Genomic DNA, 14,251 nt, shown 5'->3' on the forward strand with positions numbered 1-14,251 from the left:
TCCGGCTCCGAACACCGACCATGCAGACCCCTGAGCGGCAGTCCCGCTGGCACCTCCTGCGCCACGCGGCGTACGGCGTGCTCGCCACGGTCGTCGGCCTGGCCGCCGCGCACCTCGTCGCGGCGCTGACCGTGCCGGCCGCGTCGCCCGTCCTCGCCGTCGGGTCGACCGTCATCGACCTCACGCCGACCCCGCTGAAGGAGTGGGCGATCCGGCAGTTCGGCACCGCCGACAAGCTGATCCTCGTCGGCTCGGTCATCGTGGTCGTGCTGGTCCTCGCCGCCGTCGCGGGCGTCGTCGCCGCACGTCGCGAGACACCGGGTCTGCTCATCGTCGTGGGGCTGGCCGGCATCGCCGGCCTGCTCGCCGTCCTGCGCCCGGGTTCCGGGCCGCTGGACGTGGTCCCTGCCCTGGTCGCCGCGGTCGTGGCCGCCACGTCGTTGTGGTGGCTGCACCGCGTCGACGACCGGGGCAGCGTCGAACCGTCGCCACAGGGGGGCGACGGACCGACCCGGCGCGGGGTCGTGCTGGCGAGCGGCGGCCTCGCCGCAGCCGCAGTGACCATGGGGGCCCTCGGCCGCTGGGTGACGTCGTACCGCCTCGGCGGCACCGACGTCGCGCTGCCGGTCGCCACCGACCCCGCGTCGTCCTTCCCCGCCGGCCTGGAGGAGATGTACGACGGCATCACGCCGCTGCGCACCCCCACGGCCGACTTCTACCGGGTCGACACGCGGCTCAGCGTCCCGGCCGTCGACGTCGACTCCTGGACCCTCACCATCGACGGCGACGTCGAGCGCGAGGTCACCCTGACCTTCGACGACCTGACGAAGATGCGCACGGTCGAGCGCGACATCACGCTCACCTGCGTCTCCAACGAGGTCGGCGGGCCCTACGTCGGCGGCGCCCGCTGGCTGGGCGTGCCGCTGCGCGACATCCTCGACCGCGCCGGGATCGACGCCACGAAGGCCGACCAGATCCTGTCCACCGACGTCGACGGCATGACCATCTCGACGCCGCTCGACGTGGCCCTGGACGGTCGCGACGCCCTCATCGCCATCGGCATGAACGGCGGCCCGCTGCCGCGCACCAACGGCTTCCCGGCGCGCATGGTCGTGCCCGGCCTCTACGGCTTCGTCTCCGCCTGCAAGTGGATCACCCGGATGACGCTGACCACCTACGAGGCCGAGCAGGCCTACTGGACCGAGCGCGAGTGGGCGATCGACGCGCCGATCAAGATCTCGAGCCGGATCGACACCCCCAAGCCGCTCTCGAGCACCGCCGGCGGCAAGGTCATCGTGGGCGGCATCGCCTGGGCGCAGGGCGTCGGCATCGACAAGGTCGAGGTGCGCATCGACGGCGAGGCCTGGCGCCCGGCCCAGCTCGGCCCCCAGGTGACCGACGACTACTGGCGCCAGTGGTACCTCGAGTGGGACGCCGAGCCCGGCCGCTACCTCATCGCCTGCCGCGCCACCAACAAGGACGGCGACGTCCAGTCCGACGTGCGGATGACGCCGTTCCCGGAGGGCTCGAGCGGGGTCCAGGAGATCTCGGTGCGCATCCCCTGAGCGGGGGTCCGATCCCTGATCCGATCCCTGTGCCGCACTGCCGTCGGGCGGTGGGTGACGCAGGTCCTGAGCCTCCAGGACCTGCGCCACCCACCGCCCGACGTCGTTCCTCCGAGATTGGACAAACATTTCCCAGATCCGACCCATCCGGTCGTCCCACGGCCCCGAACACCTCCTGAAAGCGGGCCACGACGGCCCACCCCAGTGGCTTCCAATGAAAGGCAACGCCATGAACACCAAGCTCCGCACCCGCACCATGGGCATCGCCGCCCTCGCGCTGACCGCGTCCATGAGCCTGGCTGCCTGTGGCAGCGAGAGCGACTCCGACACCGCAGCCGACGAGCCCACCACCTCCGAGTCGACCTCCGAGGCCCCCGCCGAGGAGTCGATGGAGTCCGAGTCGGCCGAGCCCGCCGCCTCCGGCCCGTTCGGTCCCGGCTGCGCCGGCGTCCCCACCGAGGGTGAGGGTTCCGTCGAGGGCATGGCCGACGACCCGGTCGCGACCGCCGCCTCCAACAACCCGCTCCTCAAGACCCTGGTCGCCGCGGTGACCGAGGCCGACCTCGTCGACACGCTCAACTCGGCCGAGGCGCTCACCGTCTTCGCCCCGACCGACGACGCCTTCGCCAAGATCCCGAAGAAGGACCTCAACGCGCTCCTCGCCGACAAGGAGGCGCTGACCACGGTGCTCACCCACCACGTCGTCGCCGGCCAGCTGTCCCCCGAGGACGTCGCGGGCGAGCACGAGACCCTCGCGGGCGACATGATCACCGTCGAGGGCGAGGGTGAGGAGTTCACCGCCGAGGGCGCAGCCGTCGTCTGCGGCAACGTCTCCACCGCCAACGCCACCGTGTACGTCATCGACTCGGTGATGATGCCGCAGATGTGATTCGTCCCCGGACGAACACTGCAAGGATGCTGACGTGGACCACGTGAGGCCCGTACCGGACGGGGCGCCCCAGGGCGTCCCGTCCGGGGGCGAACCAGCCCGGCTGTCCGACCTGCTCCAGCGGTCGGCGCTCGGGGACGAGGCGGCCTTCGCCGCCTTCTACGACGCGACGTCCGCACGGGCGTACGGCCTGGCCCTGCGCGTGGTGCGCAACCCGGCCCACGCCGAGGAGGTCGCCCAGGAGGCCTACCTCGACGCCTGGCGCTCCAGCACCCGGTTCGACCCCGCCCGCGGCAGCGCCGCCGGCTGGCTCCTGACCATCGTCCACCGCAAGGCCGTCGACCGGGTCCGCTCGGTCGAGTCGGCCACCACCCGCGACGAGACCTGGAACCGTGAGACCGAGCCGGTCGACCACGACCAGACCGCCGAGTCGGCGCACGCCTCCCTGGAGGCCGCGCGCGTACGCAGCGCCGTCGCCACCCTGACCGACGTGCAACGCCAGGCGGTCGAGCTCACCTACTTCGGCGGCTACACGCACACTGAGGTCGCCACCCTGCTCGACGTCCCGTTGGGCACAGCGAAGACACGAATACGCGACGGACTCATCCGCCTGCGAGACCTGATGGGAGTTGGCTCATGAGCGACATGCACAAGCTCACGGGCGCCTACGCCGTCGACGCCGTCGACGACCTCGAGCGTGCCCGCTTCGAGCAGCACCTGTCGGAGTGCGAGGACTGCCGCGCCGAGGTCAGGGAGCTCCGCGAGACCGCCGCGCTGCTGGCCGAGACCACGGCCGTCGCCGCCCCCGTCTCCCTGCGCGAGTCCGTGCTCTCCGGCATCTCGCAGGTCCGCCCGCTCCCGCCGGTCGTCCCGGCCACCGCCACGACGTCCGTGCGGCGCCGCCTCCCTCTTCTCGTGGCTGCCGCCCTGGTCCTGATCGCCGGACTCGGCGCTGTGGTGTGGCAGCCGTGGTCCGACGAGGTCCCGCAGCTGACCGCTGCCGAGCAGGTGCTGCAGGCCGAGGACGCCGAGAAGGTGTTCCTCGACCTCGGTGAGGCCGGCCGCGCGACGGTCGTCCGGTCCAAGGCCGAGGACCGCGCCGTCATCACGACCGAGGACATGGTGCCCGCGCCGGACGGCAAGGACTACGAGCTGTGGTTCATGTCGCCGGACGAGGAGTTCGTCCCGGCGGGGCTCATGCCCGACGACCCGGACCAGACCGTGGTGCTCGAGGGCTCGGCGGCCGACGCCGTCGCCGTCGGCATCACCGTCGAGCCCGACGGCGGGTCCGACGAGCCCAGCTCGGCGCCCATCGCCCTCTTCGAGCTCGCCTGACACGCACCGCTCACGCACCATCCCAGCGTCCGGTCCAGCCGCCGGTCACCCGCCCGGCGGGTGACCCGCGGCTGAACTTTCGACGTGTCGGAGGCGCGAAGACGTGCCCCGCACCCCCGTCCCGGGTAACAATCTCGGGTGCCCGGTCCCGATCCGCTCGACGACGCCGTGGAGCGGATGCTCTCCGGCGACGAGGCGGCGTTCCGGTTGGTCTACCGCGACGTGCAGCCGCGGCTGCTGCGCTACCTCACCGTCCTGGTGGGCGTGGGCGACGCGGAGGACGTCGCCAGCGAGGCCTGGGCCCAGGCGTTCCGCGACCTCGACCGCTTCAGCGGCGACGCCGACGGCTTCCGCGGCTGGGTCACCACGATCGGGCGCAACCGGGCCATGGACCACGTCCGTCACCGCAACCGGCGCCCGGTCAGCCACCAGCCGGCCGACGAGCTCGTCGACCTCCCCGACCCGGTCGACGTCGAGGTCGACAGCCTCGGCCGCGTGCAGTCTGAGGCGGCGATCCGGCTGATCGGCAGCCTCCCGCGTGACCAGGCGGAGGCCATCATGCTGCGTACGGTCCTGGGGTTCGACGCCCCGACCGCGGCCCGCATCCTCGGCAAGCGCCCCGGCGCGGTCCGGGCGGCGGCGCACCGTGGTCTCAAGCAGCTGGCCAAGAGACTGTCCGAGGAGCCGTAACACCTGTGACCGCCACGACGCTGAGAGGAGTGAGATGACCGAACCGGCCCCCCGTCTGTCGCGACGCGACGCCGAGCGCCTGCTCGACGAGCCGGCGTCGCACGACAGCGCCCTGGGCACGACGCTCTCCTCGGCCGCCGCGCCCGCGCAGGCCGCCGAGCTGCGGGGCGAGGACGCCACGGTGGCGCAGTTCCACTCCGCCCGGCTGTCCCCGCCACCGGCGTCCCGCTCCGGGTTCGTGTCGCCGAAGCGACTCGGCAGCCGCGCGGCCGCTCAGGCGCTCGTCGCCACGGCGGCCGTGGTCGCGCTCGCCTCGGGCGGCTTCGCGCTCTCCGGCTCGATCGACCTGCCCTCGCTGCCCAGCCAGATCGGCGGCGACAGCTCGCAGTCCACGTCCGAGTCCGCCTCCGAGCCGGGCTCCGGCAGCGACGCGCCGACCTCTGGCGACGGATCGGGTGACGGGTCCGGTGACGACACCGGAACGACCGACGGGACGGATGGCACCGACGGCACCGGCGGCACCGATCCCGGTGACGGCACGACCACCGACGGCGGCACGGGCGGCTCCTCGGAGTCCCCGACCGAGGGCGGGAGCACCCCGGGTGGGTCCAGCCCTACCCAGACGCCCGGCCAGTCCCCCAGCCAGAGCCCGTCACAGTCGCCGTCGCAGACGCCCAGCCAGAGCCCGTCGCAGTCCCCGTCCCAGTCGCAGTCCCAGTCGCCCAGCCAGTCGCCGTCCCAGTCGCCGTCCCAGACGCCCAGCCAGACGCCGTCGCAGAGCCCGACGCAGACCCCGAACCCCAACCTCCGTGCCCTGTGCCGGGCCTACCAGGCCTCGCAGGGAGGCAGCGGTGCCTCCCTCGACAGCGCGTCCTTCCAGGTGCTGGTGCAGGCGGCCGGCGGGCGCGAGCAGGTCGCGGCGTTCTGCGTCGCGCTGATCGGCGCGCCGACCATCACCCCCTCGACCACCAGCCCGACCACGGGCCCCGCCACCCCCCTCGCGACGCCCACCGCCAGTCCGACGCTCACCCCGACCGCCAGCCCCACCCAGCCCGGCAACGGGAACGGGAACGGCCAGGGCAACGGCAACGGCAACGGCAACGGCAACGGCAACGGCAACGGCAACGGCAACGGCAACGGCAACGGCAACGGCAACGGCAACGGAGGAGACCTTGCACCCATGACGTCCGGTTCCTGAACCGGAGCGGCCGCGTTCCGCGGACCTGCATCCGTCGTACCCGTGCCTCGAGCTCCCGCCGCTGCACGGATCCCCGCACGACGAGGTCCCCAACGCACTGCAGCGGCACGGCCCAACCCCCGGGTCGTGCCGCTGCTCTTGTCAGCGCCACCGACTAGGTTCGTGCCCATGGCCCCGCGGCAGCCCTCCCCCCAGGAGGACACCAACCGGCGGATGCTCCGCGCCCGCGACGAGATGGACCGCCGCTACGCCGAGCCGCTCGACGTGCCGACGCTGGCCGCCATCGCCCACCTCTCCGCCTCGCAGTTCGGGCGGGTGTTCAAGGAGGTCTACGGCGAGACGCCGCACCGCTACCTGCAGCGGCGTCGCGTCGAGCGCGCGATGACCCTGCTGCGGCAGACCGACCGGCCCGTCACCGACGTCGCCTGGGACGTCGGCTTCGCGAGCCTCGGCACGTTCAGCCGCACGTTCAGCAACATCGTGGGCTGCTCACCGACCGAGTTCCGCGCCCGTCACGCCCCGGTCGCGGTGCCGTCCTGCTTCATCGCGGCGTGGACGCGGCCCCGCGCGGGGTCGAGCAGCGCCTCGGTCACACCGCCGACGACAGCGGTTTCGGAGAAGCACGACCACCTCGTGGCTGACTAGCGTCCTCGTCATGACCACCAACCACATCACCAGCCTCCACATCCGCAGCGTGCCCGTGCTCGACCAGGACGAGGCGCTCGACTTCTACACGACCCACCTCGGCTTCGAGGTGCGCGACGACATCGACCTCGGCTTCATGCGCTGGCTCACCGTCGGCGTCCCCGGGCAGGACACGTCCCTGCTCCTCGAGCTCGTCGGCGGACCCCAGCACGACGAGTCCACCGCCACGCAGGTGCGCGAGCTCGTCACCAAGGGCGCGCTCGGCGGGCTCTTCCTGCACAGCAGCGACGTGCACGCGACGTACGCCTCGCTCCGCGACGCCGGCGTGGAGGTCACCCAGGAGCCGGTCGAGCAGCCCTACGGCACCGACTTCGGGATCCGCGACCCCTTCGGCAACCACGTCCGCATCAGCCAGCCCAACGGCGCCGGCACCACCGAGGTCCAAGAGACCTACGACGCGGCGGGCACGCAGTGAGCTATCCGCCGCCGATCTACCACGGCGACTCCGGCAAGGTCTCCGCCCACGTGGTGCGGGCGGCGGTCGAGCCGGCCGTCGTCTACCCCAACGGCAACAAGGTGTTCTACCTCGCCAGGGGCACCGAGACCACGGGGACGTTCGGCCTCTACCGCTGGGAGTTCGCCGGGCCCGAGAGCGGTCCCGGCGCCCACTTCCACCGCACGATCACCGAGTCGTTCTACGTCCTCGAGGGGACCGTCTCGATCTACGACGGCACGGACTGGGTGAAGACCCACGCGGGCGACTTCGCCCACGTGCCCGCCGGGGGCATCCACGGCTTCCGCAACGAGGACGGCGCGGCGAAGATGCTGCTCCACTTCGCGCCGGGCGCCCCGCGGGAGGCCTACTTCGAGGGACTGGCCGCGGGGATCGGCGACTTCGACGAGGACGCCTACGATCGGTTCATGCGCGAGCACGACAACACCTGGCTCTGACGAGCCGCTGGTGAGCCGCTGATGGACGCCGTCACCGCCGCCTTCGCCGCGACCCCGCGGCGGGACTTCCTCCCGCCCGGGGCGCGGGCGCAGGAGGCGTACGACGGTCCGCTGCGGATCGCGGCCGGTCAGACCAACTCCCAGCCGGCCACCGTCGAGGCGATGCTGCGGCTGCTCGACGTCCGCGCCGGGCAGCGGGTCCTCGACGTCGGGTCGGGGTCGGGCTGGACCACCGCCCTGCTGGCCCACCTGGTCGGACCCGCGGGATCCGTGCTCGGCGTCGAGCTCGAGCCCGAGCTGGTCGCCTTCGGCGCCACCAACCTCGCGCGGTCCGACCGCCCGTGGGCCTCGATCCGGGCGGCTGCCCCGGGGGTGCTCGGCGATCCCGGCGGGGCGCCGTACGACCGGGTGCTGGTCTCCGCCGAGCCGGACGAGCTGCCCGGCGAGCTGGTCGCCCAGCTCGGTGACGACGGCGTGCTCGTCATCCCCGTCGCGGGCACGATGCTGCGGGTCGCCAACCCCGGGCGGGTCGTGACCGAGCACGGGCGCTACCGCTTCGTGCCGCTGCGCTGAGGAACGCTGCCCTCCTCCCGGGCGGCTCGCCTGCTGAGGCGGACGGGCAGGCTCGCGACCACCTCGAGCGGACCGCGGCGCCGCAGCAGCCGGAAGGCGGCCCCGAAGGCAAGCAGGACGACGACGTGGGAGAGGTAGGCCGACGGCTCCTCGGGCGGCCACACGCCCGGCGTACGCATGACGACGTGCAGCGAGTAGAGCGTGAGCGTCATCGCGCCCGCGCCGAAGACGACCGCGAGCACCACGGTCGCGACGCGCGGCAGCAGCTGTTCGAGGAGCAGGCAGCAGGAGATGACGAGGAGCGCGCTGCCGATGGTCTGGGCGAGGTCGAACGGCGTCGCCGAGTGCGGCGCGACGACGAGCAGCCAGCTCCAGTCGCCGTCGGCGGGCGTGGTGCCGAACATCCCGGTGGCCTTCTCCGACGCCACTGCCGGGTCGACGAGCGATCGCGACACCTGGGTGGCGAGCACCGCGGTCCCGAGGCCGCCGAGGGCCAGCCCGCCGAGCAGCGACGTGTCGCGCAGGTCGGCCCGGCCCAGCGCCAGCCCGACGAGCAGGTAGGCGAGCCACGGCACGACCGGGTAGTAGCCCGTGAGGAGCAGCTCCGAGGCCAGCTGACCCGGGTCGGCCAGCTGGTCGAACGTCGGGCTCTCGAAGCCGCGGGGAGGGAGGTGCGGGCGGACGAGGTGCGAGAGCACGGGCGCGAGCGCCACCCACCCGGCGGCGAGCACCACGAGCGCCCGGGCGCCGAGCAGCGTGAACGGCAGGCCCAGCACGAAGAGCACGCCGTAGTAGGTCAGGATCACCGCGATGCCGCTGTCGAGACCGCCGAGGAACAGCCCGAGCAGTGCGATGAGCAGCGCCCTGCCGGCGATGCCCGCGGACCGCAGCGCGAGCGGGCCACCGCGCAGCGGCTCGCGGGTCATCAGGGCCAGGCTCACCCCGGCCAGCACCGCGAAGAGCGCCGAGGCCCGGCCACCGGCCAGCCACTGGCCGGTGGTGAGCCCGCCGGCGGGGGTGCGCGCATCCATGACGTGGGTGGCGACCATGCCGAGCAGCGCCACGCACCGGGCGACGTCCAGCCCGACGAGGCGGGCTCGCGGCGTCCCGGTCATGGCCCCATCCTGCCGGGCTGCGCCTCAGCCGCCGGTCCTCAGCCGCCGGGGCGGGCGACCTGCTCGGCGAGCGTGGCGGGCGCCTGGATGCAGTAGGAGTCGGTGAGCAGCTCGGCCAGCTCGGCCCAGTCGGTGTCGTCGTCGAGCAGCATGCCGATCGAGTTGCCACCCCAGCCGGAGCGGAAGTAGGGCTCACCCATGTGCTCGAAGGCGGCCACCTCGTCGGGCTCGCCGCGGAAGGTGATCCGGAAGAGCTGGTCCTCGCCACCGAAGACGTGGGCGACCGTCGCGCTCCCGACGCGCCACCGGGTGCCGGTCCATGCCGGCTCCTGGCGGCACCGGGGCAGCGCGCCCAGGACCGCGTCGATCCGCAGCACCCACTCCTCGGGCACGAGGGGACGGTCGGCGAGGGCCACGGCACCCAGCCTGCCACCGGGGACCGACACCGCGCGCCTGGAACCCTCAGTAGGACTTCGGCAGCCCCAGGCTGTGCATCGCGACGAAGTTGAGGATCATCTCCCGGCTCACTGGCGCGATCCGGCCGGCACGGGCGGCGACGAGCATGCCGGCCATGCCGTACTCCTGCGTGATCCCGTTGCCACCGTGGGTCTGGACGGCCGCGTCGACCGCGTGGACGGCGGCCTCCGCGGCGGCGTACTTCGCCATGTTGGCGGCCTCTCCGGCCGCGAGGTCGTCGCCGGCGTCGACGAGCGCAGACGCCTTCTGCGTCATCAGGCGGGCGAGCTCGTTCTCCACGTGGGCCATGGCGAGCGGGTGGGCGATGGCCTGGTGGGCGCCGATGGGCACCTGGAAGACGATGCGCTCGCGGGCGTACGCCGACGCCTTCTCCAACGCGTGCCGGGCGAGGCCGGTCGAGAACGAGGCCGCCATGATCCGCTCGGGGTTGAGGCCGGCGAAGAGCTGGACCAGCCCGCCGTCCTCGTCGCCGACGAGCGCGTCGGCCGGCAGCCGGACGTCGTCGATGAACACCTGGAACTGCTTCTCCGGGCTGACGATCTCCATCGCGATGGCGGTGAAGTCGAAGCCCGCCGCGTCGGTCGGCACCACGAACAGGCACGGCTTGAGCTTGCCGGTCCGCGCGTCCTCGGCGCGGGCGACCACGAGGACGTGGGCGGCCTCGTCGACGCCGGAGATGTAGACCTTCTGCCCGCGGAGCACCCAGCCGTCGCCGTCGCGGCGCGCGGTGGTGGTGATGTTGTGGGAGTTGGTCCCGGCGTCGGGCTCGGTGATCGCGAACGCCATCGTCGCGGTGCCGTCGCAGATGCCGGGCAGCCACCGCTGCTTCTGCTCCTCGGTGCCGTAGCGGGCGATGACCGTCCCGCAGATCGCCGGGCTGACAACCATCATCAGCAGCGGGCAGCCCTGCGCGGCGAGCTCCTCGCAGACCGCGGCCACGTCGCCGATGCCGCCGCCCCCGCCGCCGTACTCCTCGGGGAGGTTGACGCCGAGGTAGCCCGCGCGGGCGATGTCGAGCCACAGCTCGGTGGTCTTCTCGCCCGAGCGGGCGCGCTCGACGAACCACTCGCGGCCGTAGCCGGCCGCCATCTTGGCGACCTGGCGGCGCAGCTCCTGGCGCTCCTCGGACTCGGTGAACGTGCTCATGGGCTCTCCTCGGGTTCCTCGCTGGCCACGACTGCCAGGACCTCCCCGGACGCGACCTGCGCCCCGGGCTCGACGTTGACCTCGGCGACCGTGCCGTCGTGCGGCGCGGTCACGGTGTGCTGCATCTTCATCGCCTCGAGGACCAGGACGACGTCGCCGGCGGCGACCGCGTCCCCGGGCTCGACGGCCACCGTGACGACGGTGCCGGGCATCGGCGCGAGCAGCGAGCCGCTCGCCACCGCGTCGGCCGGGTCGGTGAAACGGGGCAGCAGGCGCAGGCTCTGCCGAACCATCGAGTCGTCGTCGAGGTGCACCTCGCCCGTCACCGGGTCTATGTGCACGTCGATGGACTGACGGAAGCCGCCCCGCTCGACCACCACACGTCGCGGGGTCGCCTCGATCACGTGGAGGTCCTCCTCGCCCGCACTCCGGAAGCCGTCCCGATCGCCGTACCACTCGGCCACGACCGGCTCGTCGCGCCCGCTGACCAGGAAGGTGGTGCGGTGCGGCTGCGAGACGACGTTGCGCCAGCCGGTCGGCACGCCACGCTGCACGGTGCGCTGCTCGGTGTCCCGGGCGGCGAGCGCGATCGCGGCCACGAACGGAGCGAAGTCCGGGTCGCCAGCCGGGGCGAGGTCCGCGAACTCCTTGGCCAGCCGGTGTTCGAGCGTCGAGGTCGTCATCGTGCCCGCGAGGGTGTCGCGGTCGCCGAGAGCGGCGATGAGGAGGTCCCGGTTGGTGGCGATGCCGTGCAGCCGGGCACGCCTCAACGCGCCCCTGAGCGAGCGCAGGGCCGACCCGCGGTCGGGACCCCAGCTGATCACCTTCGCGAGCATCGCGTCGTAGTGCGTACCCACGACGTCGCCCGAGGCGTAGCCCGCGTCGACCCGGATGCCGTGGCGGGCCAGGAGGCCGAAGGACGTGTCGGCAGGGACGTCGAAGCGCGCGAGCCGCCCCGCCGTCGGCTGCCAGTCGGCTGCGGGGTCCTCGGCGTAGAGGCGTACCTCGACGGCGTGGCCGCTGGGCGCGGGTACGCCGTCGGGGAGCAGCTCGGCCAGGGTCCGACCCTCCGCCACGCCGATCTGGAGGGCCACCAGGTCCAGACCGATGACGCACTCGGTCACCGGGTGCTCGACCTGGAGCCGGGTGTTCATCTCCAGGAACCAGAAGCGCCCGGTGGCAGGGTCGTACAGGAACTCGACGGTCCCGGCGCCAGCGTAGCCGACGGCCCGGCCCGCCTCCACCGCGGCCTGGTGCATCCCCTCGCGGACCTCGTCGGTCAATCCTGGGGCCGGCGCCTCCTCCATCACCTTCTGGTGGCGGCGCTGGAGCGAGCAGTCGCGGTCACCGAGCGCGACGCCGGAGCCGTAGGTGTCGAACAGCACCTGCACCTCGACGTGGCGTCCGGACTCGACGTAGGGCTCGACGAAGACGGTGCCGTCGCCGAAGGCGCTGCGTGCCTCCGCCTCCGCCGCAGCCACCTCGGACCCCAGGTCGTCGAGCCGCCGGACGACCCGCATCCCGCGCCCCCCGCCGCCGGCGCTGGCCTTGACCAGGAGCGGGAGGTCGGACTCGGTGGGCTCGGCGGGCGCCTCGAGGGTCGGCACACCGGCGGCGCGCATGAGCTCCTTGGAGCGGACCTTGGATCCCATCGCCTCGATGGCCTCAGGGGGCGGACCGATCCAGACGAGCTGACCGTCGAGCACGGCGCGTGCGAAGTCGGCACTCTCCGACAGGAAGCCGTAGCCGGGGTGCACCGCCTGGCCTCCGCTGGCGCGCACGAGCCGGACGATGCGCTCGCCCTGCAGGTACGTCTCGCTCGGGATGCTGCCCGGGAGGCGGGCGGCGTAGTCGGCGTCCGCCACGAACGGGAGGTCGGCGTCGGCGTCAGAGAAGACCGCCATCGTCTCGATGCCCAGGCGGCGGCACGTGGCGAAGACGCGGCTGGCGATCTCACCGCGGTTGGCGACGGCGACCAGCTGGATGGGAGTCGTCACGGCCTGAACACCCCGTATCCGCCGGCACCGGTCCACGTCGTGTTGCTGATGACTGACAGGCAGATGGCCAGCACCGTACGGGTGTCACGGGGGTCGATGACGCCGTCGTCGTAGAGCATCCCCGACAGCGCGTAGGGCAGCGACTGCTCCTCGACCATCTGCTCGACCATCGCGCGCATGCCGGCGTCGCCGTCCTCGTCGTACGCCTGTCCCTTGGCCTCGGCGGCGGCGCGGGCGACGATCGACAGCACCCCCGCGAGCTGCGCGGGGCCCATCACGGCGGACTTCGCGCTCGGCCAGGTGAACAGGAAGCGCGGGTCGAAGGCGCGGCCGTTCATGCCGTAGTTGCCGGCGCCGTAGGACGCCCCCATGACCACGCTGAGGTGGGGGACGGTGCTGTTGGAGACGGCGTTGAGCATCTGGGCGCCGTGCTTGATGATCCCGCCCTGCTCGTAGTCCTTGCCGACCATGTAGCCGGTGGTGTTGTGCAGGAACAGCAGCGGCGTGTCCGACTGGTTGGCGAGCTGGATGAACTGCGTCGCCTTCTGCGCCTCCTCGGAGAACAGCACGCCCTGGGCGTTGGCCAGGATGCCGATCGGGTGGCCGTGGAGCTGCGCCCAGCCGGTGACCAGCGAGGTGCCGTAGAGCGGCTTGAACTCGTCGAAGGGCCGGCCGTTGTGCTCACTCGCGCCGTCGACGACGCGCACGATCACCTCGCGCGGGTCGAACGGCTCCCTGAGGTCGGCGGGGATGAGGTCGAGGAGGCCCTCGGGGTCGGCGTCGGGGTCGGCGAAGGCTCTGGAGTCCCCGGATATCCGGGGACCGCCGTGCTTCGAGGTGGAGATCTCGGCCTCGAAGTACGGAACTCGGGTGCGAAGCTCCGGCCTGCGCCGGTTGAGCCGCGCCACGATCCGCCGCCCGATGCGGAGCGCGTCGTGCTCGTCCTCGGCGAGGTAGTCGGCCAGGCCGGACACCCGGGCGTGCATCTCGGCGCCGCCGAGCGACTCGTCGTCCGACTCCTCGCCGGTGGCCATCTTCACCAGCGGCGGGCCGCCGAGGAACACCTTGGCGGCGCCGCGCACGAACACCGTGTAGTCGCTCATCCCGGGGACGTACGCCCCGCCGGCGGTCGAGTTGCCGAACACCAGGGCGATCGTGGGCTGCTTGCGCGCCGAGGACCGGGTCAGGTCGCGGAACAGCCGGCCGCCGGGGATGAAGATCTCCTTCTGCGTCGGCAGGTCGGCGCCGCCGGACTCGACGAGGGAGATCGTCGGGAGGTTGTTCTCCTCGGCGATCTGCGAGGCGCGGAAGATCTTCTTCACCGTCCACGGGTTGCTCGCGCCGCCCTTGACGGTCGGGTCGTTGGCGCTGATCAGGCACTCCACGCCCTCGACCACGCCGATGCCGGTGACGACCGACGCCCCGACGGTGAAGTCGGAGCCCCAGCCGGCCAGCGGGGAGAGCTCGAGGAACGCCGAGCCCGGGTCGACGAGCAGCTCGATCCGCTCGCGGGCGGTCAGCTTGCCGCGCGCGTGGTGGCGCTCGACGTACTTCTGCCCGCCGCCGGCCACCGCGACCGCGTGCTGCGCCTCGAGGTCGGCGAGCTTGTCGAGCATCGCAACCGCGTTCGGTGATCGAGTAGCCGCCGAGGAACGAGGTGGCGTATCGAG

The 14,251-nt window shown here is 72.7% G+C and carries 15 protein-coding genes; 10 read left to right on the forward strand and 5 right to left on the reverse strand.

Features of this window, described 5'->3' with window-relative positions; genetic code table 11:
* Positions 1-20 precede the first annotated feature (20 nt).
* From HN031_RS06270 to HN031_RS06315, 10 genes are all read left to right on the forward strand, one after another.
* Complete coding sequence (locus tag HN031_RS06270; RefSeq protein WP_172267767.1) at positions 21-1,565, forward strand: molybdopterin-dependent oxidoreductase; 1,545 nt, start codon at positions 21-23, stop codon at positions 1,563-1,565.
* Positions 1,566-1,794: 229 nt separating this feature from the next.
* The gene (locus tag HN031_RS06275) at positions 1,795-2,454 is read left to right on the forward strand and encodes a fasciclin domain-containing protein (protein WP_172267769.1); all 660 of its coding nucleotides are present in this window, start codon (positions 1,795-1,797) and stop codon (positions 2,452-2,454) included.
* Positions 2,455-2,488: 34 nt separating this feature from the next.
* The gene (gene sigK / locus HN031_RS06280; protein WP_172267771.1) at positions 2,489-3,094 is read left to right on the forward strand and encodes an ECF RNA polymerase sigma factor SigK; all 606 of its coding nucleotides are present in this window, start codon (positions 2,489-2,491) and stop codon (positions 3,092-3,094) included.
* Positions 3,091-3,789, forward strand: coding sequence for an anti-sigma factor (locus tag HN031_RS06285; protein ID WP_172267774.1), 699 nt, complete (start codon positions 3,091-3,093; stop codon positions 3,787-3,789). The genes sigK and HN031_RS06285 overlap by 4 nt, the downstream gene beginning before the upstream one ends.
* A gap of 138 nt (positions 3,790-3,927) precedes the next feature.
* Positions 3,928-4,479: an RNA polymerase sigma factor gene (locus HN031_RS06290; RefSeq protein WP_216652060.1), complete on the forward strand. Its 552-nt coding sequence runs from the start codon at positions 3,928-3,930 to the stop codon at positions 4,477-4,479.
* Between the two features lie 34 nt (positions 4,480-4,513).
* Complete coding sequence (locus HN031_RS06295) at positions 4,514-5,677, forward strand: hypothetical protein (protein WP_172267776.1); 1,164 nt, start codon at positions 4,514-4,516, stop codon at positions 5,675-5,677.
* A gap of 168 nt (positions 5,678-5,845) precedes the next feature.
* On the forward strand, positions 5,846-6,322 hold the full coding sequence (locus HN031_RS06300; RefSeq protein ID WP_172267778.1) for a helix-turn-helix domain-containing protein: 477 nt from the start codon (positions 5,846-5,848) through the stop codon (positions 6,320-6,322).
* 10 nt (positions 6,323-6,332) lie between these two features.
* Positions 6,333-6,797 carry a VOC family protein gene (locus HN031_RS06305; protein ID WP_172267780.1) on the forward strand — a complete coding sequence of 155 codons (465 nt, stop codon included), beginning with the start codon at positions 6,333-6,335 and terminating at the stop codon, positions 6,795-6,797.
* Positions 6,794-7,273 (forward strand): cupin domain-containing protein, encoded by a 480-nt coding sequence (locus HN031_RS22235; RefSeq protein WP_172267783.1) that lies wholly within the window; start codon positions 6,794-6,796, stop codon positions 7,271-7,273. The genes HN031_RS06305 and HN031_RS22235 overlap by 4 nt, the downstream gene beginning before the upstream one ends.
* Before the next feature lie 21 nt (positions 7,274-7,294).
* Positions 7,295-7,846 carry a protein-L-isoaspartate O-methyltransferase gene (locus HN031_RS06315; protein ID WP_172267786.1) on the forward strand — a complete coding sequence of 184 codons (552 nt, stop codon included), beginning with the start codon at positions 7,295-7,297 and terminating at the stop codon, positions 7,844-7,846.
* Here HN031_RS06315 and HN031_RS06320 read toward each other — a convergent pair.
* From HN031_RS06320 to HN031_RS06340, 5 genes are read right to left on the reverse strand one after another with little or no spacing between them, the layout of a single operon-like run.
* Positions 7,822-8,961, reverse strand: a complete 1,140-nt coding sequence (locus HN031_RS06320; RefSeq protein WP_172267789.1) for a heparan-alpha-glucosaminide N-acetyltransferase domain-containing protein — start codon at positions 8,959-8,961, stop codon at positions 7,822-7,824. The two genes, HN031_RS06315 and HN031_RS06320, sit on opposite strands and share 25 nt — an antisense overlap.
* 38 nt (positions 8,962-8,999) lie before the next feature.
* Positions 9,000-9,377 (reverse strand): MmcQ/YjbR family DNA-binding protein, encoded by a 378-nt coding sequence (locus tag HN031_RS06325; RefSeq protein WP_367650667.1) that lies wholly within the window; start codon positions 9,375-9,377, stop codon positions 9,000-9,002.
* 46 nt (positions 9,378-9,423) lie between these two features.
* Positions 9,424-10,584: an acyl-CoA dehydrogenase family protein gene (locus HN031_RS06330; protein ID WP_172267792.1), complete on the reverse strand. Its 1,161-nt coding sequence runs from the start codon at positions 10,582-10,584 to the stop codon at positions 9,424-9,426.
* Positions 10,581-12,581 carry a biotin carboxylase N-terminal domain-containing protein gene (locus HN031_RS06335; RefSeq protein WP_367650668.1) on the reverse strand — a complete coding sequence of 667 codons (2,001 nt, stop codon included), beginning with the start codon at positions 12,579-12,581 and terminating at the stop codon, positions 10,581-10,583. Before HN031_RS06335 ends, HN031_RS06330 begins: the two co-directional genes overlap by 4 nt.
* Complete coding sequence (locus HN031_RS06340) at positions 12,578-14,197, reverse strand: acyl-CoA carboxylase subunit beta (protein WP_172267795.1); 1,620 nt, start codon at positions 14,195-14,197, stop codon at positions 12,578-12,580. Before HN031_RS06340 ends, HN031_RS06335 begins: the two co-directional genes overlap by 4 nt.
* Between the last annotated feature and the right edge of the window lie 54 nt (positions 14,198-14,251).

The sequence above is a fragment of the Nocardioides sp. zg-1308 genome (assembly GCF_013155375.1).
Classification (GTDB): Bacteria; Actinomycetota; Actinomycetes; order Propionibacteriales; family Nocardioidaceae; genus Nocardioides; species Nocardioides renjunii.

What these genes read in the sequence shown, in the direction of transcription:
- HN031_RS06270 (WP_172267767.1), top strand. Translation starts at nt 21, where the DNA reads ATGCAGACCCCTGAGCGGCAGTCCCGCTGGCACCTCCTGCGCCACGCG.
- HN031_RS06275 (WP_172267769.1), top strand. Translation starts at nt 1,795, where the DNA reads ATGAACACCAAGCTCCGCACCCGCACCATGGGCATCGCCGCCCTCGCG.
- HN031_RS06285 (WP_172267774.1), top strand. Translation starts at nt 3,091, where the DNA reads ATGAGCGACATGCACAAGCTCACGGGCGCCTACGCCGTCGACGCCGTC.
- HN031_RS06295 (WP_172267776.1), top strand. Translation starts at nt 4,514, where the DNA reads ATGACCGAACCGGCCCCCCGTCTGTCGCGACGCGACGCCGAGCGCCTG.
- HN031_RS06300 (WP_172267778.1), top strand. Translation starts at nt 5,846, where the DNA reads ATGGCCCCGCGGCAGCCCTCCCCCCAGGAGGACACCAACCGGCGGATG.
- HN031_RS06305 (WP_172267780.1), top strand. Translation starts at nt 6,333, where the DNA reads ATGACCACCAACCACATCACCAGCCTCCACATCCGCAGCGTGCCCGTG.
- HN031_RS06315 (WP_172267786.1), top strand. Translation starts at nt 7,295, where the DNA reads ATGGACGCCGTCACCGCCGCCTTCGCCGCGACCCCGCGGCGGGACTTC.
- HN031_RS06320 (WP_172267789.1), bottom strand. Translation starts at nt 8,961, where the DNA reads ATGACCGGGACGCCGCGAGCCCGCCTCGTCGGGCTGGACGTCGCCCGG.
- HN031_RS06330 (WP_172267792.1), bottom strand. Translation starts at nt 10,584, where the DNA reads ATGAGCACGTTCACCGAGTCCGAGGAGCGCCAGGAGCTGCGCCGCCAG.
- HN031_RS06340 (WP_172267795.1), bottom strand. Translation starts at nt 14,197, where the DNA reads ATGCTCGACAAGCTCGCCGACCTCGAGGCGCAGCACGCGGTCGCGGTG.